The sequence below is a fragment of the Streptomyces coelicoflavus genome (genome assembly GCF_045041415.1).
Taxonomy (GTDB): Bacteria; Actinomycetota; Actinomycetes; order Streptomycetales; family Streptomycetaceae; genus Streptomyces; species Streptomyces coelicoflavus.
The window spans coordinates 2,891,286-2,911,144 of record NZ_CP108218.1 but is presented as its reverse complement, the minus strand read 5'-3'; the positions used below and the strand labels follow the sequence as shown (position 1 = coordinate 2,911,144).

19 protein-coding genes are annotated in these 19,859 nt (G+C 72.4%); 11 read left to right on the top strand and 8 right to left on the bottom strand.

From position 1 onward, the window contains the following. The first annotated feature begins 2 nt into the window (after positions 1–2). From OHA99_RS12700 to OHA99_RS12685, 4 genes are read left to right on the top strand one after another with little or no spacing between them, the layout of a single operon-like run. Positions 3–926 (top strand): ABC transporter permease, encoded by a 924-nt coding sequence (locus OHA99_RS12700; protein ID WP_153178101.1) that lies wholly within the window; start codon positions 3–5, stop codon positions 924–926. Next, on the top strand, positions 919–1,899 hold the full coding sequence (locus OHA99_RS12695) for an ABC transporter permease (protein ID WP_194279935.1): 981 nt from the start codon (positions 919–921) through the stop codon (positions 1,897–1,899). Before OHA99_RS12700 ends, OHA99_RS12695 begins: the two co-directional genes overlap by 8 nt. 8 nt (positions 1,900–1,907) lie before the next feature. Beyond that, positions 1,908–2,891 (top strand): ABC transporter ATP-binding protein, encoded by a 984-nt coding sequence (locus tag OHA99_RS12690; RefSeq protein WP_153178100.1) that lies wholly within the window; start codon positions 1,908–1,910, stop codon positions 2,889–2,891. Continuing rightward, entirely contained in the window at positions 2,884–4,011 is a 1,128-nt protein-coding gene (locus tag OHA99_RS12685) for an ABC transporter ATP-binding protein (protein WP_381499853.1), read from the top strand. The genes OHA99_RS12690 and OHA99_RS12685 overlap by 8 nt, the downstream gene beginning before the upstream one ends. Before the next feature lies 1 nt (position 4,012). Here the strand turns inward: OHA99_RS12685 and OHA99_RS12680 are convergent, their stop codons facing one another. Further along, positions 4,013–6,136, bottom strand: coding sequence for a prolyl oligopeptidase family serine peptidase (locus OHA99_RS12680; protein WP_381569366.1), 2,124 nt, complete (start codon positions 6,134–6,136; stop codon positions 4,013–4,015). A gap of 186 nt (positions 6,137–6,322) precedes the next feature. Here OHA99_RS12680 and OHA99_RS12675 point away from each other — a divergent pair, with 186 nt between their 5' ends. Beyond that, positions 6,323–6,517, top strand: coding sequence for a hypothetical protein (locus OHA99_RS12675; protein ID WP_007444504.1), 195 nt, complete (start codon positions 6,323–6,325; stop codon positions 6,515–6,517). 90 nt (positions 6,518–6,607) lie between these two features. Further along, complete coding sequence (locus tag OHA99_RS12670; protein ID WP_164383341.1) at positions 6,608–7,015, top strand: DUF3592 domain-containing protein; 408 nt, start codon at positions 6,608–6,610, stop codon at positions 7,013–7,015. Between the two features lie 159 nt (positions 7,016–7,174). Here the strand turns inward: OHA99_RS12670 and OHA99_RS12665 are convergent, their stop codons facing one another. The 4 genes from OHA99_RS12665 to OHA99_RS12650 all read right to left on the bottom strand — a co-directional run bounded on the left by OHA99_RS12665 (position 7,175) and on the right by OHA99_RS12650 (position 11,109). After that, complete coding sequence (locus OHA99_RS12665; protein ID WP_405695765.1) at positions 7,175–8,194, bottom strand: intradiol ring-cleavage dioxygenase; 1,020 nt, start codon at positions 8,192–8,194, stop codon at positions 7,175–7,177. 202 nt (positions 8,195–8,396) lie between these two features. Continuing rightward, on the bottom strand, positions 8,397–8,837 hold the full coding sequence (locus OHA99_RS12660) for a pyridoxamine 5'-phosphate oxidase family protein (RefSeq protein WP_153178096.1): 441 nt from the start codon (positions 8,835–8,837) through the stop codon (positions 8,397–8,399). A gap of 121 nt (positions 8,838–8,958) precedes the next feature. After that, positions 8,959–10,452 carry an MFS transporter gene (locus OHA99_RS12655; protein ID WP_405695763.1) on the bottom strand — a complete coding sequence of 498 codons (1,494 nt, stop codon included), beginning with the start codon at positions 10,450–10,452 and terminating at the stop codon, positions 8,959–8,961. A 171-nt stretch (positions 10,453–10,623) separates the two neighbouring features. Beyond that, the gene (locus OHA99_RS12650) at positions 10,624–11,109 is read right to left on the bottom strand and encodes a MarR family winged helix-turn-helix transcriptional regulator (protein WP_087789623.1); all 486 of its coding nucleotides are present in this window, start codon (positions 11,107–11,109) and stop codon (positions 10,624–10,626) included. Positions 11,110–11,254: 145 nt separating this feature from the next. On the opposite strand from OHA99_RS12650, the gene mshB reads away from it, so the two are divergent. The 3 genes from mshB (at position 11,255) to OHA99_RS12635 (ending at position 15,044) form a co-directional block, all read left to right on the top strand. Continuing rightward, positions 11,255–12,148 carry an N-acetyl-1-D-myo-inositol-2-amino-2-deoxy-alpha-D-glucopyranoside deacetylase gene (mshB, locus tag OHA99_RS12645; RefSeq protein ID WP_405695759.1) on the top strand — a complete coding sequence of 298 codons (894 nt, stop codon included), beginning with the start codon at positions 11,255–11,257 and terminating at the stop codon, positions 12,146–12,148. After that, positions 12,145–12,567, top strand: coding sequence for a DUF6113 family protein (locus OHA99_RS12640; protein ID WP_054099110.1), 423 nt, complete (start codon positions 12,145–12,147; stop codon positions 12,565–12,567). Before mshB ends, OHA99_RS12640 begins: the two co-directional genes overlap by 4 nt. 155 nt (positions 12,568–12,722) lie before the next feature. Further along, on the top strand, positions 12,723–15,044 hold the full coding sequence (locus OHA99_RS12635) for a hypothetical protein (RefSeq protein ID WP_405695756.1): 2,322 nt from the start codon (positions 12,723–12,725) through the stop codon (positions 15,042–15,044). 183 nt (positions 15,045–15,227) lie between these two features. Here OHA99_RS12635 and OHA99_RS12630 read toward each other — a convergent pair whose 3' ends face one another. Together OHA99_RS12630 and OHA99_RS12625 are read right to left on the bottom strand one after the other, a co-directional pair. Beyond that, on the bottom strand, positions 15,228–16,118 hold the full coding sequence (locus tag OHA99_RS12630; protein ID WP_405695754.1) for a transglutaminase-like domain-containing protein: 891 nt from the start codon (positions 16,116–16,118) through the stop codon (positions 15,228–15,230). Positions 16,119–16,135: 17 nt separating this feature from the next. Next, positions 16,136–17,194, bottom strand: a complete 1,059-nt coding sequence (locus OHA99_RS12625) for a GNAT family N-acetyltransferase (protein WP_405695752.1) — start codon at positions 17,192–17,194, stop codon at positions 16,136–16,138. A gap of 140 nt (positions 17,195–17,334) precedes the next feature. Between OHA99_RS12625 and fdxA the strand changes: the two genes are divergently transcribed. Beyond that, positions 17,335–17,655, top strand: a complete 321-nt coding sequence (gene fdxA, locus OHA99_RS12620; protein WP_003973842.1) for a ferredoxin — start codon at positions 17,335–17,337, stop codon at positions 17,653–17,655. Positions 17,656–17,772: 117 nt separating this feature from the next. Beyond that, the gene (locus OHA99_RS12615) at positions 17,773–18,870 is read left to right on the top strand and encodes a bifunctional succinyldiaminopimelate transaminase/glutamate-prephenate aminotransferase (protein ID WP_405695750.1); all 1,098 of its coding nucleotides are present in this window, start codon (positions 17,773–17,775) and stop codon (positions 18,868–18,870) included. Between the two features lie 250 nt (positions 18,871–19,120). On the opposite strand, the gene OHA99_RS12610 is transcribed toward OHA99_RS12615, so the two are convergent. Further along, positions 19,121–19,552, bottom strand: coding sequence for an ATP-binding protein (locus OHA99_RS12610; protein WP_153178089.1), 432 nt, complete (start codon positions 19,550–19,552; stop codon positions 19,121–19,123). Positions 19,553–19,859: the final 307 nt, after the last annotated feature.

Below are 19,859 nucleotides of genomic sequence, written 5' to 3'. Positions count from 1 at the left end.
CCATGGGACGCTACGTCGTCCGGCGGCTGCTCCAGATGATCCCGGTCTTCATCGGGGCCACGCTGCTGATCTTCCTGATGGTCAACGTGATGGGCGACCCCATCGCGGGCCTGTGCGGCGACCGGGAGTGCGATCCGGCGACGGCCGCGCAGCTGCGGCACGAGTTCGGCCTCGACCAGCCCGTGTGGCGGCAGTACGCCACCTACATGGGCAACGTCTTCACCGGCGACTTCGGCACCGCCTTCAACGGCCAGCCGGTCACCGAGCTGATGGGCACGGCGTTCCCGGTCACCATCCGGCTGACCATCGTCGCGATCCTCTTCGAGATCATCGTGGGGATCATCCTCGGCGTCGTCACCGGCCTGCGCCGCGGCCGCCCCGTCGACACCGGGGTGCTGCTCCTCACCCTCGTCGTCATCTCCGTCCCCACCTTCGTCACCGGCCTGCTGCTCCAGCTGCTGCTCGGCGTCAAGTGGGGATGGATCGACCCGGCGGTCTCCTCAGAAGCGCTCTTCGGCGAGCTGATCGTCCCCGGCCTGGTGCTCGCCTCGGTCTCGCTGGCCTACGTCACCCGGCTGACCCGCACCTCCATCGCGGAGAACCGGCGCTCCGACTACGTCCGCACCGCCATCGCCAAGGGCCTGCCCCGGCACCGGGTCATCACCCGGCACCTGCTGCGCAACTCCCTCATCCCCGTCGTCACCTTCATCGGCACCGACATCGGCGCCCTGATGGGCGGCGCCATCGTCACCGAGCGGATCTTCAACATCCACGGCGTCGGCTACCAGCTCTACCAGGGCATCCTGCGCCAGAACACCCAGACCGTGGTCGGCTTCGTCACCGTCCTGGTCCTCGTCTTCCTCGTCGCCAACCTCGTCGTCGACCTCCTGTACGCCGTACTCGACCCGAGGATCCGCTATGCCTGACCAGGAGCCCTACGAGCCCGAGCGCGCCATCGCCGGCACCGGCATGGGCGGCACGATGGACCTCGGCACCAGCGAGGCGGTCACGCTGGAGCAGCCGCCCGGACCGGACGGCGCCGACCCCCGCGAGAAGCCGCGCAGCCTCTGGTCCGACGCCTGGCACGACCTGCGCCGCAACCCCGTCTTCATCATCTCGGCCCTGGTGATCCTCTTCCTGGTCGTCATCTCCATCTGGCCGTCCCTGATCGCCTCCGGCAGCCCCCTCAAGTGCGACCTGGCCAAGGCCCAGGAGGGCTCCCAGCCCGGCCACCCCTTCGGCTTCAACGGCCAGGGCTGCGACGTCTACACCCGCACCGTCTACGGCGCCCGCACCTCGGTGGCGGTCGGCATCCTCGCCACGCTCGGCGTCGCGATCCTCGGCAGCGTTCTCGGCGGCCTCGCCGGGTTCTTCGGGGGCGCCGGGGACGCGGTCCTGTCCCGGATCACCGACATCTTCTTCGCGATCCCGGTCGTCCTGGGCGGCCTCGTCCTGCTCTCCGTCATCACCAGCAACACCATCTGGCCGGTCATCGGCTTCATCGTGCTGCTCGGCTGGCCGCAGATCTCCCGCATCGCCCGCGGCTCCGTCATCACCGCCAAGCAGAACGACTACGTCCAGGCGGCCCGTGCCCTGGGCGCCTCCAACTCCCGCCTCCTGCTGCGCCACATCGCGCCCAACGCGATCGCGCCCGTCATCGTCGTGGCGACCATCGCGCTCGGCACCTACATCTCCCTGGAGGCGACCCTGTCCTTCCTCGGCGTCGGTCTCAAGCCGCCCAGCGTCTCCTGGGGCATCGACATCTCCTCCGCCGCCCCCTACGTGCGCAACGCCCCGCACGCGCTGCTCTGGCCCTCCGGAGCCCTCGCCATCACCGTCCTCGCGTTCATCATGCTCGGCGACGCGGTGCGCGACGCCCTCGACCCGAAGCTGAGGTGAGCGACCGCATGCTGCTCGAAGTACGCGACCTGCACGTGGAGTTCCGCACCCGGGACGGCGTCGCCAAGGCCGTCAACGGCGTCAGCTACGGCGTGGACGCGGGCGAGACCCTCGCGGTGCTCGGCGAGTCCGGCTCCGGCAAGTCCGTCACCGCCCAGACGATCATGGGCATCCTCGACATCCCGCCGGGCAGGGTCACCGCGGGGGAGATCCTCTTCGAGGGCCGGGACCTGCTGAAGCTGAAGGAGGAGGAACGCCGGAAGGTCCGCGGCGCCGAGATGGCGATGATCTTCCAGGACGCGCTGTCCTCGCTGAACCCCGTTCTGACCGTCGGTGCCCAGCTCGCCGAGATGTTCACCGTGCACCGCGGCATGTCCCGCAAGGACGCCCACGCCAAAGCCGTCGAGCTGATGGACCGGGTGCGCATCCCGGCCGCCAGGGAGCGGGTGCGGCAGTACCCGCACCAGTTCTCCGGCGGCATGCGCCAGCGCATCATGATCGCCATGGCGATGGCCCTGGAACCCAAGCTGATCATCGCCGACGAGCCGACCACCGCCCTCGACGTCACCGTCCAGGCCCAGGTCATGGACCTGCTCGCGGAGCTCCAGCGCGAGCTGCACATGGGGCTCATCCTCATCACCCACGACCTCGGCGTGGTCGCCGACGTCGCCGACAAGATCGCGGTCATGTACGCGGGCCGGATCGTGGAGACGGCCCCGGTCCACGACATCTACAAGGCGCCCGCCCACCCGTACACCCGCGGCCTCCTGGAATCCATCCCGCGCCTCGACCAGAAGGGCCAGGAGCTCTACGCCATCAAGGGCCTGCCGCCCAACCTCACCCGCATCCCGCCCGGCTGCGCCTTCCACCCCCGCTGCCCGATGGCCCAGGACGTCTGCCGCACCGACGTACCGCCCCTGTACGACGTGACCGAGTCCGACGCCGAGCGGGGCAGCGCCTGCCACTTCTGGAGGGAGTGCCTGCATGGCTGAGACCACCGAGCCGATCCTCGAAGTCCGCGGCCTGGTCAAGCACTACCCGCTGACCTCCGGCATCCTCTTCAAGAAGCAGGTCGGCGCGGTCAAGGCCGTCGACGGCGTGGACTTCGAGCTGGCCCGCGGCGAGACCCTCGGCATCGTCGGCGAGTCCGGCTGCGGCAAGTCCACGGTCGCCAAGATGCTGGTCAACCTGGAACGGCCGACGGCCGGCGAGATCCGCTACAAGGGCGAGGACATCACCCGCCTGTCGGGCAGGGCCCTGAAGTCCGTACGCCGCAACATCCAGATGGTCTTCCAGGACCCCTACACGTCCCTCAACCCCCGCATGACCGTCGGCGACATCATCGGCGAGGCGTACGACATCCATCCCGAGGTGGCCCCCAAGGGCGACCGCCGGAAGCGGGTCCAGGACCTGCTGGACGTGGTCGGCCTGAACCCGGAGTACATCAACCGCTACCCCCACCAGTTCTCCGGCGGCCAGCGCCAGCGCATCGGCATCGCACGGGGCCTGGCGCTGCGCCCGGAGATCATCGTCGCCGACGAGCCGGTCTCCGCCCTCGACGTCTCCGTCCAGGCCCAGGTGATCAACCTGATGGGCCGTCTCCAGGACGAGTTCGACCTCTCCTACATCTTCATCGCCCACGACCTGTCGATCGTCCGGCACATCTCGGACCGGGTCGGCGTGATGTACCTGGGCCGCATCGTGGAGACGGGCCGCGACGCGGAGATCTACGACCACCCGACGCACCCCTACACCCAGGCCCTGCTGTCCGCCGTCCCGGTGCCCGACCCGGAGGCCCGGGAGCACCGGGAGCGCATCATCCTGGCCGGCGACGTCCCGTCCCCGACCAACATCCCCTCCGGCTGCCGCTTCCGCACCCGCTGCTGGAAGGCACGGGAGCGCTGCGCCCTCGAGGTACCGCTCCTGGCGGTCCCCGCCGAGTTCCGGGACGTCTCCGGCCCCGCGGCCCACGACTCGGCGTGCCACTTCGCGGAGGAGAAGCAGGTGGTACCGCCGGAGGAGACCCGACCGCCCGCGCCGCCCGCGCCGCCCGGGCCGTCCGGAGACCGCGGCCCGGGCGGTTCGCACCGGGAGGACGCCGAGGGCGCGTGACCTACTCCGGTGCGGGCAACGACCGCTTGAGGAAGTCCACCTGGAGGAGCAGCAGGTTCTCGGCGACCGACTCCTGCGGGGTCATGTGGGTGACGCCGGACAGTGGCAGCACCTCGTGCGGCCGGCCGGCCGCCAGCAGGGCCGAGGACAGGCGCAGCGAGTGGGCGACCGCCACGTTGTCGTCCGCGAGGCCGTGAATGACCATCATGGGCCGGTGCGGCTCGGCGGCGTCGACCAGCCCCTCGTCGTCGATCACCGAGTTGCGGCGGTAGACCTCCGGCTGCTCGCGGGGGTCGCCGACGTACCGCTCCTCGTAGTGGGTGTCGTAGAGCCGCAGGTCGGTGACCGGGGCGCCGACCACGGCGGCGTGGAAGACGTCCGGCCGGCGCAGCGCCGCGAGGGCGGCGAGATAGCCGCCGAAGGACCAGCCCCGGATGGCGACCCGGTTCAGGTCCAGCGGGAAGTCGGCGGCGAGGGCCTGGAGGGCGTCCACCTGGTCCTGGAGCACGACGGCGGCCACGTCGTCCTTGACGGCCTTCTCCCAGGCGGGGGAGCGTCCCGGAGTGCCGCGCCCGTCGGCGACGACCACCGCGAACCCCTGGTCCGCGAACCACTGCGAGGTGAGGTGGGCGTTGTGCGCGGCCACGACGCGCTGGCCGTGCGGACCACCGTAGGGGTCGAGGAGGACGGGGAGGGGGGTGTCACCGTGGTAGTCCGTTGGCATAAGCACGGCGCACGGGACACGCCGTGCGCCCCCCTGGGTGAGCGTCACGCGCGGGGACAAACCGGGGTCTTCCGCATACGAGGCGACGGTCGCCGCGTGCTTCCCGTCCCGCAGCACCTGGACGCGGGCGCCCGGCCGGTCGAGGCCGGCGGAGACGAGTACGATCACACCCCCCGCGCGAACCGCCGAGTGCACGCCGGGCTCCTGCGACAGGCGCTCCACACCGAGTTCGTTCACCCGGTACACGTGCACCTCGCCGATCTCCGTGTCGGCCGCCTCCTCGCCCGCCGAGGCGGAGACCAGCACGTCGTCGGCGCCGACGTCCAGCACCGCCCGCAGGTGCAACTGAGCCCCGGTGAGCGGCCGTTCACCGACCGCCAGGACCCGCGCCCCACCCTCGTCGGCGATCCGCACGAGCTGTCCCGAGGGGCTCCAGCAGGGCACGCCGGGGAACAGTTCCAGCCAAGTTGGATCTTCGTCCGCGTGTACCATCCGGGTCGTCCCGGACTCCGTGTCCACCGCCAGGTAGAGCTGACTGCGCTGGTCGCGCGCCTGTACGAGAAGCAGCGGTGCGCCCGCCGCTGACCAGTGCACTCGCGCCAGATACGGGTACCGCGCCCGGTCCCACAGAACCTCCGTGCGCCCCCCGTCGAGGCCGACGGCGAACAGCCGTACGTCCGCGTTGGGGGTGCCCGCCGCCGGATACGGCACGTGTCGTGGATCACGTTCGGGGTGCGCCGGGTCGGAGATCCACCAGCGCTGGACCGGCGTGTCGTCCACGCGTGCCACCAGCAGCCGGTCCGACTCCGGGCTCCACCAGAAGCCCCGGTCGCGCGACATCTCCTCGGCCGCGACGAACTCGGCGAGCCCGTACGTGACGCCCTCGCCGTCCGGCTCGGCCAGCGCCCTGTCCCCGTCCCCCTCGGCGCCCACGACGCGCAGGGCGCCCCGGGCGACGTAGGCGATGTGCCGGCCGTCGGGAGAGGGGCGCGGGTCGATCACCGGGCCGGGGGCGGGCAGTTCACGCGCGGTGCCGACCCGCAGCTCGGCCGCGAAAAGCCGTCCGGACAAGGCGAAGGAGGCCAACTCGACCGCCGCGTCGGTGGCGTAGCCGACGATCCCGGCGCCCCCTTCGCGGCTGCGCTCGCGCCGGGCCCGTTCCTCGGGCGACAGGCGCTCCCCGGCCCCGCCCAGGAGGGCGCGGGGGTCGGCGGCCACGCGCTCCCCGCCCTTCTCGACGTCGAGGATCCACAGCGAGTTGGCCCGGTCCGTACCGGTGCCGGAGCGCAGGAAGGCGACCCGTGAACCATCGGGTGCCACGGTGAACGAACGCGGCGCGCCGAGCGTGAACCGCTGGGTGCGGGCGTGCCGTTTGGGGAAGGAGTCGGACTCGGTCGTCATGCCTCGACCATATTGGCCATGCGCCCCCTTGTGCGGCCGTGCGCCGAGAGATGCGCGCGCACGGATAGTTATGATCACTAGCGCACAGTGGGTATCAACCAGGTACCCGTTGCGTGGATTTATCTGCCCCGAGCTCCGACTGCGACCGACCCCCCATGTCCCTGGGCCCATTGGAGGTGAGCCGCCGTGGCACTCTCGATTTCGGCGGTTGTGCTGCTGGCGATCATCGTCTTCCTGCTGGTCAAGAAGTCAGGCCTGAAGGCGGGGCATGCGGTGGTCTGCATGCTCCTCGGCTTCTACCTGGCCTCGTCGACGATCGCCCCCACGATCAGCGAGCTGACGAACAACATCGCGGGGATGATCGGAGACATCAACTTCTGATTCCGCCCCCGCAACCGGCCCGCACGTCGGCGGCGTCCTCTCTCCGGAGTGCGGAGAACACCGGGGAGACGGAGCCGGAGGCGGTACGGCATGGCGAAAACCGTGGTGGGAATCCTGCTGTGCGGTCTGGTCGGGCTGCTGCTCCTGTGGGTCGGTCTGCACGATGCCGCACGGGTGCGCAGACTGCGTCAGCACGGGGTTCGCACCACCGGAACGGTGGTCGACAACGTCCGGGTCGACAGCAACAACGGCCCCTCGTGGGCGCCGGTCATCGCCTTCGTCGACCACCACGGATACCGCGTGGAGTTCACGCCGAGCATGCGCGGATCCGGAATGGGGCTCGCGACCGGCCGCGAGGTCACCGTGGTCTATCTGCCCGACGATCCGCAGACGGCACGTGTGCTCATGCGGCGCCACATGACGGGACCGGTGTACTTCGTGCTGGCCGGGGCCCTGGCCTTCCTCAGCGTCGGCGCGCTGATCGCCGTGACGGGCTGACGGGCCGCTGGATCAGCCCTCGACCGCGTACGGGGGCGGGGTCGGTGGCGACCTCGACACAGGAGTCGCCCTCGCTGCCGCTGCTGTAGCTTCCCTTGAACCGGACCACGTCGTCACCGTCGGGGAGTGGGCCATCTCCACGACCGGCCTGCCGCGCTGTCAGGGTGACGGCTGAGGGTTGCCCGGCGCTCCCGAGGGCGCCCCGCTGGGCGGCGGACCGGTCGGGGCGCCGCTGGGCGGTTGACCGCCCTCGGGACCGCCGCCACCGCCGCCGCCGGGCGCGTTGCCCCCGGTGGGCTCGGTGCCGGTGTCGATGGGGACGGTCAACTTGGCCGTGTAGCCGTCCTTCACCGATCCGCTCATGGTCGCGAGCTGGTGGACGCCGCCGTCGTCGCCGAAGACGTTGTCGGTCTTGAGGGTCAGCTGGGAGAGGTTCTTGACGGAGGACTCGTAGCCGTCGGTGGCGAAGACCGTGTCGCAGACGTCCTTCGGGAACGCCAGCTGCGACGTGGAGAGGCGCTTGTCGTAGTCGGTGAGGGAATCGAGGCCGGGGTAGACCTCGAAGTGGATGTGGGGCCAGCGGCCCGAGTAGCACGCGGGGAAGATGCTGACGAACGTGACGCGGCCGTCGTCGTCGGCGACCTGCACGCCGCGCAGGTAGTTCTCGTCCTCGATGCCGCTGGAGTACAGGGAGTAGTTGCCGCCCCGGTCGCAGTGCCACGTGTAGACGGCCGCACCGGCGAGCGGACGGCCGTCGTCGGCGATGTCCAGCAGGGTGAACTCGAAGGTCAGGGGGATGCCAGGGGCGGTTGTAGTCGAGTCGCCGAAGCTCGAACGGATGTCCTGGCGAACGATGCCGTCCTGATCCAGGACCTGGACCCCGTTGGTGCCGTCGGCGGGGTAGGGGCCGTTGGTCTCGTCGGGGATCTCGGTCAGCCCGGACGACGACGCGGAGGCTGTGCCCTTGTCCGAGGTGCCGGCGGTGGAGCCCGAGCCGCACGCGGTGAGCGCCGCCATGCCGCCGATCCCGCCGAGGAAGGACAGGGCCCGGCGGCGGGAGACGAGCGTGCCGAGGTCGAACTTCAGTCCCTGGTCGACGACCTCTTCCGCGGGATGGGGGAGCAGCCGCCCTTGGTAGGCGGGGCCGTCGGGAGTCTGGTGGGCTTTCGGCTCGCGCATCGAGCGCCTTCCGTCTGAGGGTGTCAGGTCCGCGAGGTCCGCATCGAGCCCGGGAGCGGGGCGCCGCTGCCGACCCGAGGGTCAGCCTGGCACCGGAGTTCATGACCCGGCTCGGTGCTGCCTGTGAGCGGGCTGAGAAGGGCGGGCCGCCCGGTGGAGGCCGGGGCCTGGGTTCGGCCGGACCTGGCCGCCCGGCTCTCGTTCAGTCCTGGGCCGGGAAGTCCAGGGCGGTCCCGTACAGCCGGGAGACCCGGATCAGGATCACCACACGCCGGTCCGGCGGCGACTGCTCGCCGGGGGCCGCCCCGTCGGCCGGGTCCACTATTTCCGCCTCGCCCTCCGCCACGGCGAACGACCAGACGTCCGGGCCGCTGACGTGCAGTGAGGCGTGCGGGTCGCGGCGCAGTTGGCGGACCTTGAGGCGGTCGGCGGTGGAGGAGACGCGCAGGACGCGTTCCTCGGCGTTCCAGTCGTAGACGACGGTCGACAGGTGAGGGTGACCGGTGCTCCTGACGCTCGCGAGTACGCCGAACTGCTGGCGGCCCAACAGCTGGGAGAGCTCCTGGTCGGTGAGCGCCCGGGGGGCCGGGCCGTCGTTCTCGGTGGTGCCGGCGGGCGTCTCGGTGACGGTCTTCTCGCTCATGGGTCAGCCTTTCGGTGGTCTGGTCTGGTCTGGTCTGGTCTGGTCGGGTTGCGGGGCGGGTCGGGCTGGGAGGCGCCGGACGCGTCGCGTCGCGTCGGGGCCGAGCGGGGCGGGAGACGGGTCAGACGGCCGTGGTCCGGGCGGGAACCGGCGTGCCGTCAGCCGGCTCCTGGGCGGCCCGCCGCTCGGGGCGGCGCAGCATCGTCAAGGCGACGACGAAGGCGGTGACCAGAAGCCCCGCGCCCGTCGCGAAGGCGAGCCGGTAGCCGCCGGTCAGCGCCTCGGCCGCCGTCCGGCCGTCCGCCGCGAGACTCTCGGTGCGGGAGGCGGCCAGGGTGGACAGGACGGCGACGCCCAGGGCCATGCCGATCTGCTGGGTGGTGTTGAACAGGCCGGACACGAGTCCGGCGTCCTCCTCGCTCGCGCCGGACATGCCGAGCGTGGTCAGCGCGGGCAGCGCGAGGCCGAAGCCCGCGGCGAGCAGCATGACCGGCAGCAGGTCGGCGGCGTAACCGGCCCGGACGGGCACGCGAGCGAGGAGGGCGAGGACGCCGACGAGGAGCACGATGCCCGCCAGCAGGACGTTGCGCTCACCGAAGCGGGCGTTGAGGCGGGCCGAGACTCCCAGCGAGGCCGCACCGATGACGGCGGCTGCCGGGAGCATCGCGAGGCCGGTCTCGGCGGCACCGTACCCGAGCACCTTCTGGAGGTAGAGGGCGACGAGCACCTGGAAGGAGAAGAGCGCGGCGACCATCAGGATCTGGACCAGGTTGGCGCCGGAGACGCTGCGCGAGCGGAAGATCCTCAGCGGCATCAGCGGGTTCTTCGCGGTGGCCTGACGGACGAGGAACGCGGCGAGCAGTACGGCGGCGAGAGCGCCGAAGCCACGGGTGCGCACCGAAGTCCAACCGGACTCCTCGACCTTGACGACGGTGTAGATGCCGAGCATCAGACCGGAGGTGACCAGCACCGCGCCCAGGACGTCCGCTCCCGCCCCGACGCCGAGTCCGCGGTCACCGGGCAGGACGCGTACGGCGACCGCGAGGGCGGCGACGCCGATCGGCAGGTTGATGAAGAAGATCCAGTGCCAGTTGAGCGCGTCGGTGAGTACGCCGCCGAGGACCTGGCCGATCGACGCACCCGCCGCGCCGGTGAAGCTGAAGACGGCGATGGCCTTGGCGCGCTCCCGGGGTGCGGTGAACAGCGTCACGAGGATGCCCAGGCCGACGGCGGAGGCCATCGCGCTGCCGATGCCCTGGAGGAAGCGGGCGGCGATCAGCAGGGCGGGCGAGGTGGCCGCGCCGGCCAGCAGCGAGGCGGCGGTGAAGACGGCGGTGCCGGCCAGGAACATGCGCCTGCGGCCGAGCAGGTCGCCGAGCCGGCCGGCCAGCAGGAGCAGGCTGCCGAACGCGACGAGGTAGGCGTTGACGACCCAGCTGAGGCCGGCGGGGGTGAAGCCCAGGTCGTCCTGGATGGCCGGCATCGCCACGGTCACGATGGAGCCGTCGAGGACGATCATCAGCGTCCCGGTGGCGATGACTCCGAGAGCGAGCCGGCGTGAGCGCCGAGTGGTGGGAGAAGTGGGCGGCGGCTCGGAGTCGGATGCGGCAAGCATGCGGTCTCTCCTGTCGGTTGGGACGACAGGAGAGACCGTAACAGATGGTTTCGTTGCAGACTATTTCTTTCGGTCCTGCTTTTCGTGACCTGCCCCTGCTTCCTGCTCCCTGCTTCCTGCTTCCTGCTTCCTGCTTCCTGTGGCCTGTCCTGCTGCGGCCGTGCCCCCCGGCTACTTGGGCTGACGCGCCCGGCGGGCGGAGCGCGGAGCCTCCACCGGGGTCGCCAGGCTGTCGCCGACCAGGTGGTTGAGTGTGCGCAGGAGCGCCTTCCTGTCCGTCTCCGGAAGTGCGGCCAGGGCCTCGCGATGCACGCGGTCGACGATCTTCTGGCTCCGCCCGGCGACGCGGGCGCCCTCGTCGGTGACGGCGACGACCCGGGCCCGCCGGTCCGTACTGGAGGGGCGGCGCTCGGCCAGGCCCGCCTTCTCCAGGGCGTCCACCGTCACCACCATCGTGGTCTTGTCCATGTCGCCGATCTCGGCGAGCTGGATCTGGGTGCGCTCCTCCTCCAGGGCGTGCACGAGCACGCAGTGCATCCGGGCGGTCAGTCCGATCTCGGCGAGAGCGGCGGACATCTTGCTCCGCAGGACGTGACTGGTGTGGTCGAGGAGGAACGACAGGTCCGGTTCGGTGCGTGCGGGCGTCATGGCGGTCATGTCCGTCAGCGTAGAACAGCTCGATCCGAGGCGGATTATCCGAAAGAGACCTAGCTCGGCGGGGTTGAAGCCGCTGGAGATTCGGGCCGGTGCGAGCGGAGGGGAGGCGGTCCGTACCGTCCCCGCGCCTCATAGGGTGGACCCCATGACGGATCTCCCCGGCCGGCGTCTGCTGCTGGTGCACGCGCACCCGGACGACGAGTCGATCAACAACGGCGTCACCATGGCCCGCTACGCGGCCGAGGGCGCGCACGTGACGCTGGTGACCTGCACCCTCGGCGAGCGGGGCGAGGTCATTCCGCCCGAGCTCGCCCACCTGTCCGGGGCCGCCCTGGGCGCGCACCGCAGGGGCGAGCTGGCGGACGCGATGCACGCGCTCGGCGTCGACGACTTCCGGCTGCTCGGCGGGCCGGGGCGGTTCACCGACTCCGGGATGATGGGGCTGTCCGACAACGACGACCCCGGCTGCCTGTGGCAGGCCGACGTCGACGCGGCCGCGGCCCTGCTCGTCGACGTGATCCGCGAGGTGCGCCCCCAGGTGCTCGTCACCTACGACCCGAACGGCGGCTACGGCCACCCCGACCACATCCAGGCCCACCGCATCGCCATGCGGGCGGTGGAGCTGGCGGCCGAGGCCGGGTGCCCCGTCGCCAAGGTCTACTGGAACCGCGTGCCGCGCTCCCACGTCGAGCACGCCTTCGCCCGGCTCCGGGACGAGCTGCCCGGATCACCGTTCGAGAAGGCGGCCGAGGCCGAGGACGTACCGGGCGTCGTCGACGACGAGCGGATCACCACGGCGATCCACGGCGAGGGCACTGCGCACGCCACCGCCAAGGCCGCCGCGATGCGCGCGCACGCCACCCAGATCACGGTCGCCGAACCGTACTTCGTCCTCTCCAACGACCTGGCCCAGCCCCTCCTCACCACCGAGTACTACGAACTGGTACGCGGTGAGCGCGGCGACGGAGAGGGCGACGGCGGGCGCGAGAGCGACCTGTTCGCGGGGGTCGCCGTTCCCGAGAGCGGGGTCGCCTCGTGAGCGGCCGCAACGAACCCGCGAGCTCCGCACTCGCCCAGCCGCTGCGCCCGCCCTCGGTGGGCCGGGCCCTCCTCTACGTGGGCCTCTTCGTGCTCGGTGCCGTCCTCGGGGTGGCGGGCGCGCTGCTCCAGCCGGCCTGGTTCCCGGGCGGGCTGCTGCTCGCCCTGGCCGCCGAGGCGGGACTGTGCCTCGGCGCGGGCCGCGCCGTGGGGCGCCGGGGAGGGGCCGTCGCGCCCGCCCTCGGCTGGGCGCTCGCCGCGGTACTGCTCACCACCAGCCGTCCGGAGGGCGACTTCCTCTTCGCCGCCGGTATCGGCTCCTACCTCTTTCTGCTCGGCGGGATCGCCGTTGCTGTGATCTGCGCCACCCTCGCGCCGGTACGGCAACCGGACGGCGACCGCGTCCGACTTCGCAAGTGACGTACCGCTTCGCCGTGCCGCGGACGTGCGCGTCCCGTGTGGGTTTCCCCGGCGGTCACGGGATACGCGCCGAGGGTGGCCAGTATGGTGGTGCGCGCCGCCGAGCCGCCCGCTGAAGGTGTGACGGGCGGCGGAGCCAACCGGGAGAACCTGCCTTGAGTCGTGAAACTGACAGTTCGTCCTCCGGGCCCCACGGGCGCGGCGGAGCCGCATACCCCTCGGGCACCCCGCCCTACGGGACACCCACGGCTTCCGACGCCGGTGCGGACGCGGGCCGTTCGGCCACGCGGCCGGAGGAGCGCAAGACCGAGACGACGCTGACGACCCGCATCCGGATCAACATCCCCGGGTCGCGGCCCATTCCGCCGGTCGTCGTGCGCAAGCCCGTCGCGGACGGCGACAGTACCGCCGACGACACGGAGGCGGCGACGACGGGGGAGCGGCCCGCGCCGGCGCCCGCGCCGAGCGCCTCCGCCGCGCCCTCGGGCGCCCCCGCGGCTCCCGCCGAGCCCGCGCAGCCCGCCCAGTCCGCGCAGTCCGCCGAGGAGAAGCCGACCAGCGACTGGTTCGCACCCCGCAAGTCGGGGCAGGGCAAGGGCACTCAGGGGGGCGGCTCCACCAACGGCGCCGGTTCGCCCGGCGGTTCCCCGGCGCCCGCAGCGGGTGCGGGTGCTTCCGGTGCGGGTGCCGGTGCGCGACCGGGCGGCGGGAGTGGCCGTCCCGGTGGTGTCGTCGGCTCCATGAACGCACCCGGCGGTTCCCGGCCCGGTTCCGCGGGCGGTGCCGCCCGCTCCGGGGCGACCGGCGGGCCCGTGGCGCCCGGCCACGGCGGTGGCACCGGCTCCTTCGACGTGACCGAGGCGCTGGCGGCCGGTCCGCTGGGCGGCAACGGCTCGCGGCCGGGCACCGACGCCGGTGGCGAGCCGCGCCGCGACGACCTGCCGAACCGCACGGGGGAGGGCCGGACCGACCAGGGCCCCGGTGCCCCCGGCGGGCAGCGCAACGGCCTCAACGGGCAGTCCCCGTACGGCGCGGGCCCCCAGGCCCCCGCCGGCCCCACGAGCGGTCCGGCCACCGGCGACAGCCGGATGGCGCCGCCCCCGGTCGGGGACCTCGGCGGTCTCGGCCTGTCCGGAGGGCCCGGTGCGCCGGCCGGACAGCGCGAGTCCGCACCGAACGACCTGCGCGGCCCGGGCGGACCTGGCGGCGCGAACGGATTCGGTGGTCCGGGTGGTCCCGGCAGGCCGGTGGGCTCCGGTCCCGGCGGGGGCCCCGACGCCGCCCGCCTCGGCCCCGGCGGCGGGCTCAGCGACGACACCGCGATCCTCACCCCGCAGCGGCCGGCTCCCCCCGGCGCGGGCAACCCGGACAACGTCTCCGGCAACACCGTCACCAGCGGCATCCCCGTCGTACCGGGCGGGCGCAACGAGCCGTTCCGGGGCGGCCCCGGCGACGGCCCGCTGCCGCACACGCCGCTCAAGCTGCCCGAGCCGGTCTCCACGCCCCCGGCGAGCTCCGCCAAGCCCGCCAAGAAGAAGGGGCGCAAGAAGCTCCCGCTGCTCGTCGGCGGCCTGGTCGTCGTCGCCGGTGTCACCTACGGCGCCGGTCTGCTGATGAACCGCTCCGACGTGCCCAAGGGCACCACGGTGCTGGGCGTCGACATCGGCGGCGGCACCCGCGACGACGCCGTCGAGAAGCTGGACAAGGCCCTCGGCGCCCGCGCGGCCAAGCCGCTCAAGCTCACCGTGGGCGGCGACACCGTCTCCCTGAAGCCCGACCAGGCGGGACTCCAGCTCGACACGCAGGCCACGGCCAGCGACGCGGCGACGAGCGACTACAACCCGGTGTCCGTGATCGGCTCGCTCTTCGGCCAGAAGCGGGTCGTCGAACCGAACATGCCGGTCGACGAGGAGAAGCTGCACGCCGCCCTGGAGGACGCCGCGGGCGGGGCCGGGTCGGTGACCGAGGGCACGATCACGTTCGAGTCCGGCAAGGCCGTACCCGTGTACGGCAAGGCCGGCAAGGGCATAGACGTCGCCAAGTCGACCGAGGCCGTGCAGGCCGCCTACCGCGCCCAGGTGGAGACCGGCACCGCCACCGCGGTGAACGTGCCGACGACCACCAAGGAGCCCACGGTCTCCAAGGCCGAGGTCGACCGGATGATGAAGGAGTTCGCCGAGCCGGCGATGTCGGACCGCGTGACCGTGCAGACGGACCCGGCCCACTCCATTCCGCTCAGCCCCGAGAAGTCGCTGTGGAAGTTCCTCCGGGTCACGGCCGTCGACGGCAAGCTGGTCGACAAGCCCGACCTGAACGCCCTCAAGGAGCTCTACGGCCAGACCTTCGACGGCGTGCTCATCACCCGTGCCAACGGCGACAAGACGCCCGTCACCCCGCAGGACGTCTACGGCGCCATGCGCCAGGCCCTGAAGAGCAAGACCGACCGGGTGGCGGTCATCGACACCAACCCGAGCTGACGCAGGTACAGGAGAGAGGGGCGCCCGGCACCGCTGGGCGCCCGCAGCCTGCGGGCAGTCGTGCCGCTGGGGCGATGGGGGTCCCCCGCTCGAGCGAAGCCGAGAGTGGGGGAGGGTGGGCGCAGGCGGCGCCTCGTCAGCGCCGGGCAGCGTGACCCACTCCTGGCCCGCCCCCACCGACGGTCAGTTCAGCATCGCCCGAGCCGCCCGGGCCTCCCCCCGCACCGCCTCCGCGGCCCCGTCGTCCACCGCCCCCACCACCTCCGCGTACGCGTCCAACTCCCCGGCCCCCACCGCGAACTCCCCCCGCTGCACCAGCAACCGCGCCCGCTCGTACCGCAACCGCGCCGCGTGCGCGGGCAACAGCAGCGCCAACTCGATCGCCCACAGCCCCACCGCCGACTGCTCCGGCCGCCCCGCCGCCCACGCCCGGACGTTGTTCAGCACCCGCGACACCACCTCCAACGGCGCCGCGGGCTCCAGCATCGACGGCCGCAGCTCCGCCCCCGTCGCCCCGGCGACCAGCACCTCCGCGTCCTTCCCGCTCAGCAGCCGCCCCCCGTCGAACGGATCGACGAGCACCCGACCGGCGGTCGCCGCGTCCCCGGTCTCCGTACCGTGGTCCGACCCGAACCCGACCACGAAGTGCCCCGGCAGCGCGACCCCGTACACCGGCGCCCCCGCCCGCCGGGCCACCTCCAGCCACACCACCGACAGCAGGATCGGCAGCCCCCGCCGCCGCAGCAGCACCTCGTGCAGCAACGACGACTCCAGCCGCTGGTAGTCCGTGCCGACCCCGTGGAACCCGTACCGCTCGCCGAGCAGGTCCCGCAGCGCCTGGGCCCACGCCCGCGGCGTACCCGGCCGGAACGGCAGCTCACCGGCCAGCCGGTCCAGTTCCACCTGCGCGGCGTCCAGGGCCGGCTCGTCCAGCGTCCCGTCCGCCTCCGCGCCCACCAGCAGGCACAGCGTGGCCAGGTCGGGCCGCTCGGAGCGTGCCTCTTCGGCGAACCGCCGCCGCACCTCGGCCGAACGTTCCGGCGACGGGGGCCGGGGAGGATGTGGATGACCCATGGTCGGCTCGTGCCCTTTCACAGCGTCCCGGCGTCCCCGGGCTCCCGGTAGTGGTGGTAGGCGTGGTGCACCGTGAAGCCCATCCGGGCGTACAGCGCCCTGGCTGCCGCGTTGTCCGTCTCCACCTGGAGCCACGCCGCCGACGCGCCCTCGTCGAGCGCCCGCCGGGCCAGCGCGGCCATCACGGCGGTCGCGAGCCCCCGGCGCCGGCGCGCGGGATCGACCTCGACGGCCGCGAAGGAGGCCCAGCGCCCGTCCACGACACACCGTCCGATCGCCGCCGGCGCGTCCGTGGCGTCCGTGGCGTCCGTGGCGTCCGTGGTGCCTGTGGTGCATGTGGTGCCCGCGCCGGGCACCGTGGCGAACCACACCGACGGCCCCGAGCCCAGCACCCGCAGGGCCACGTCGCTCACGCCCTTGCGCCGGTACCGGGCCAGCCACGCCTCGTCCGCCTCCCGGGACAGGACCACCCCGGCGCCCTCGGCCAGATCGGCGACCGGGGCGAGTCCGCCGGTCCACACCTCGGCCGTCACCTCCCGGACCCAGTCCCGCCGCTCCAGCTCCGCGCACAGCAGCTCCTGCGTGCCCTCGGCACCGGTGGCGGTCTGGACGTACGCGGGCAGCCCCCGCTCGCCGTACCAGCGCCGTACGGCCGTCAGCGCCTCGTCGAGCGGCAGGCCCGGATCGCCGAGCGGCAGCACGGAGTTGGCCCGCCGCGTGAAGCCACCGGCCGCCCGCAGCTCCCACCCGCCGAGCCGCTCGCTCTCCACCGGGCGCCAGGCCCGCGCGGCGACCCGCGCCAGCTCCTCGTAGGACGTGGCGGGTCCGCGGCGGCGGGCGGGCGCGGACGGCACGACCTTCCCGGCGACGAGGGTGGACTCCGCGACACGGACGCATTCGCCACTCTTCCGTGTGATCAGCAGCACACCGTCGGTCCATGATGTGAGAACGCCGACCGTGTCGGTGAACTTCTCACCCGCGACACCAGGTTCGCTCAAGCGCCGCACGGAGACTCGTTTGCCCACGTCAGCAGTGGTGATACGGACCTCAAGACGCCCGGCGGCAGAGATTTCCACGGCTCTGTCCACCCCTCCTGTTCGGATCATGCCCAAGAACGGAGATACTAGGGGCGGGCATCGACGACGCCGCGCTCCCGCGCGCCAGGCGGCGGAGCCTACGGAGGCCCGCCAGCGCCCTATCGAGGAGGAACGACAGCGTGACCTACGTCATCGCGCAGCCTTGTGTCGACGTGAAGGACAAGGCGTGCATCGAGGAGTGCCCGGTCGACTGCATCTACGAGGGCCAGCGGTCCTTGTACATCCACCCGGACGAATGCGTCGACTGTGGTGCCTGTGAGCCGGTCTGCCCGGTCGAGGCGATCTTCTACGAAGACGACACTCCCGAGGAGTGGAAGGACTACTACAAGGCGAACGTCGAGTTCTTCGACGAGCTCGGCTCGCCCGGCGGCGCCAGCAAGCTGGGCCTGATCGAGCGCGACCACCCCTTCGTCGCCGCGCTGCCGCCGCAGAACCAGTAAGAGCGGCCCGCACACGCGCCGCCTCGGTCCCGTACGGCCCGGTCACCCCGATCGGCGCCGCACGGGACCGAGGCGTTTGCCGTACCCGGCGCTCACGAGGAAAGGGAGCCACCCACCGTGTCATCAGTCTCCGACCGTCTTCCCGCCTTCCCCTGGGACAAGCTCGAGCCGTACAAGAAGACGGCCGCAGCGCACCCCGGCGGCATCGTCGACCTCTCGGTCGGCACCCCGGTCGACCCGGTCCCCGAGCTGATCCAGAAGGCCCTGGTCGACGCGGCGGACTCCCCGGGCTACCCGACCGTCTGGGGCACCCCGGCGCTGCGCGACGCGATCACCGGCTGGGTCGAGCGCCGCCTCGGCGCCCGCGACGTCACCCACCGCCACGTGCTGCCCGTCGTCGGCTCCAAGGAACTCGTCGCCTGGCTCCCGACCCAGCTGGGCCTCGGCCCGGGCGACAGGGTGGCCTTCCCCCGCCTGGCCTACCCGACCTACGAGGTCGGCGCCCGCCTGGCCCGAGCGGAGTACGAGGCGTACGAGGACCCGACCGAGCTGGACCCGGCGGGCCTGAAGCTCCTCTGGCTCAACTCCCCCTCCAACCCGACCGGCAAGGTCCTGTCCAAGGCCGACCTGACCCGGATCGTGGCCTGGGCCCGCGAGCACGGCGTCCTCGTCGTCTCCGACGAGTGCTACCTGGAGCTGGGCTGGGAGGCCGACCCGGTCTCGGTCCTGCACCCGGACGTCAACGGCGGCTCGTACGACGGCCTGGTCGCCGTCCACTCCCTCTCCAAGCGCTCCAACCTCGCGGGCTACCGCGCGGCCTTCATCGCCGGAGACCCGGCGGTGCTGGGCCCGCTCCTGCAGATCCGCAAGCACGGCGGCATGATGACCTCGGCGCCGACCCAGGCGGCCGTGGTGGCGGCCCTCGGCGACGACGAGCACGTCCGCGTCCAGCGCGAGCGCTACGCGGCCCGCCGCACCGCCCTGCGGGAGGCCCTGCTGGGCCACGGCTTCCGCATCGAGCACAGCGAGGCCAGCCTCTACCTCTGGGCCACCCGCGACGAGTCCTGCTGGACCACGGTCGCCCACCTCGCCGACCGAGGCATCCTGGTGGCCCCGGGCGACTTCTACGGCCCGGCGGGCGACCACTTCGTCCGCGTAGCCCTGACAGCCACGGACGAACGCGTCCAGACAGCAGCATCCCGCCTGAAGGCGTAAGGCCCCGCCCCGGCTGCGGGCACTCGCCCCGCCCGCCCCGGCTGTGGGCACTCGCTCCGCCCGCCCCGGCTGGGGGCACTCGCTCCGCCCGCCCCGGCTGTGGGCAGTCGTTCCGCAGGGCGGAACGGGTGGGCACAGCCCCCAACACCGGGCCACGGCCAAGACACGCCCACCGCACCGGCGTAAGCAACGCAAAACGCCGGGCCCCAGGAAACGAACCCTGGGACCCGGCGCCGCCAAAGCCCGGCGCTCAGCCGACCGGCAGACCCTGAACCGGCAGCCCACCCTTGCCCAGCGCGTCCGTCGGCAGCCCACCCTTCGTCGCGGTCGACGCCGTCTCACCCACGATGTCCCCGGCGGAGCCCGCCGCGTCCCCCGCGGCGTTCTGCGCGGCCGGCGTGGCCTTCTTGACGACCGACCCACCGGTCTCACCGGCGGCCGGCACGGCCTTCTTGACGGCCTTGCCGCCCGTGTCACCCGCGGTCCCGGTGACGTTCTCGGCCGCGGAGGCGGCGGTGTTGCCGACGTTCGCCCCGTCCAGGGCGGTCAGCCCCCCGAGGTTCGGGGTGGCCGGCAGTTCGGGAGCCGCGCTGGCGGAGCCGGCCGCACCGACCCCGGCAGCCGCTCCCGCAGCGACGAGCAGCGCGGCACGGGCGATCCGGCGGGTCAGGGGGAGGGACATGATGCTCCTTCGACGGAAGTCAACGTTGGGGAATCCGACCGTGCCCGGAGGCGACCGGAGAGCGATCGACCGGGCTCGGACGCAGTGACTACCGACTCGGGAGCCGCGAAGGTTGCGGCGACCCAACGTAAAGAGTTGGTAATGCGTCGCATTATCAGGTGCACAGAAAAACGGGCAAAAGGGCGCCGGTCGGAAAGTCTGCTGAATCCTTACGGCCCTTGATTTTCCTGGGCTCCGGCGCACTCGGGGGTGAGGGCACGAAAACCCGTGCTCCGCGTCGACCTCGCGCCGACGCGGGTCACCCTCG

Bases quoted from the DNA above. Each gene is read 5' to 3' on its own strand.
- OHA99_RS12650 (WP_087789623.1), bottom strand. From the start codon at position 11,109: ATGACCGCCATGACGCCCGCACGCACCGAACCGGACCTGTCGTTCCTC.
- OHA99_RS12610 (WP_153178089.1), bottom strand. From the start codon at position 19,552: ATGTCCCTCCCCCTGACCCGCCGGATCGCCCGTGCCGCGCTGCTCGTC.
- OHA99_RS12690 (WP_153178100.1), top strand. From the start codon at position 1,908: ATGCTGCTCGAAGTACGCGACCTGCACGTGGAGTTCCGCACCCGGGAC.
- OHA99_RS12665 (WP_405695765.1), bottom strand. From the start codon at position 8,194: ATGCGCGAGCCGAAAGCCCACCAGACTCCCGACGGCCCCGCCTACCAA.
- OHA99_RS12630 (WP_405695754.1), bottom strand. From the start codon at position 16,118: ATGGGTCATCCACATCCTCCCCGGCCCCCGTCGCCGGAACGTTCGGCC.
- OHA99_RS12670 (WP_164383341.1), top strand. From the start codon at position 6,608: ATGGCGAAAACCGTGGTGGGAATCCTGCTGTGCGGTCTGGTCGGGCTG.
- OHA99_RS12695 (WP_194279935.1), top strand. From the start codon at position 919: ATGCCTGACCAGGAGCCCTACGAGCCCGAGCGCGCCATCGCCGGCACC.
- OHA99_RS12680 (WP_381569366.1), bottom strand. From the start codon at position 6,136: ATGACGACCGAGTCCGACTCCTTCCCCAAACGGCACGCCCGCACCCAG.
- OHA99_RS12655 (WP_405695763.1), bottom strand. From the start codon at position 10,452: ATGCTTGCCGCATCCGACTCCGAGCCGCCGCCCACTTCTCCCACCACT.
- OHA99_RS12685 (WP_381499853.1), top strand. From the start codon at position 2,884: ATGGCTGAGACCACCGAGCCGATCCTCGAAGTCCGCGGCCTGGTCAAG.
- mshB (WP_405695759.1), top strand. From the start codon at position 11,255: ATGACGGATCTCCCCGGCCGGCGTCTGCTGCTGGTGCACGCGCACCCG.
- OHA99_RS12660 (WP_153178096.1), bottom strand. From the start codon at position 8,837: ATGAGCGAGAAGACCGTCACCGAGACGCCCGCCGGCACCACCGAGAAC.
- OHA99_RS12700 (WP_153178101.1), top strand. From the start codon at position 3: ATGGGACGCTACGTCGTCCGGCGGCTGCTCCAGATGATCCCGGTCTTC.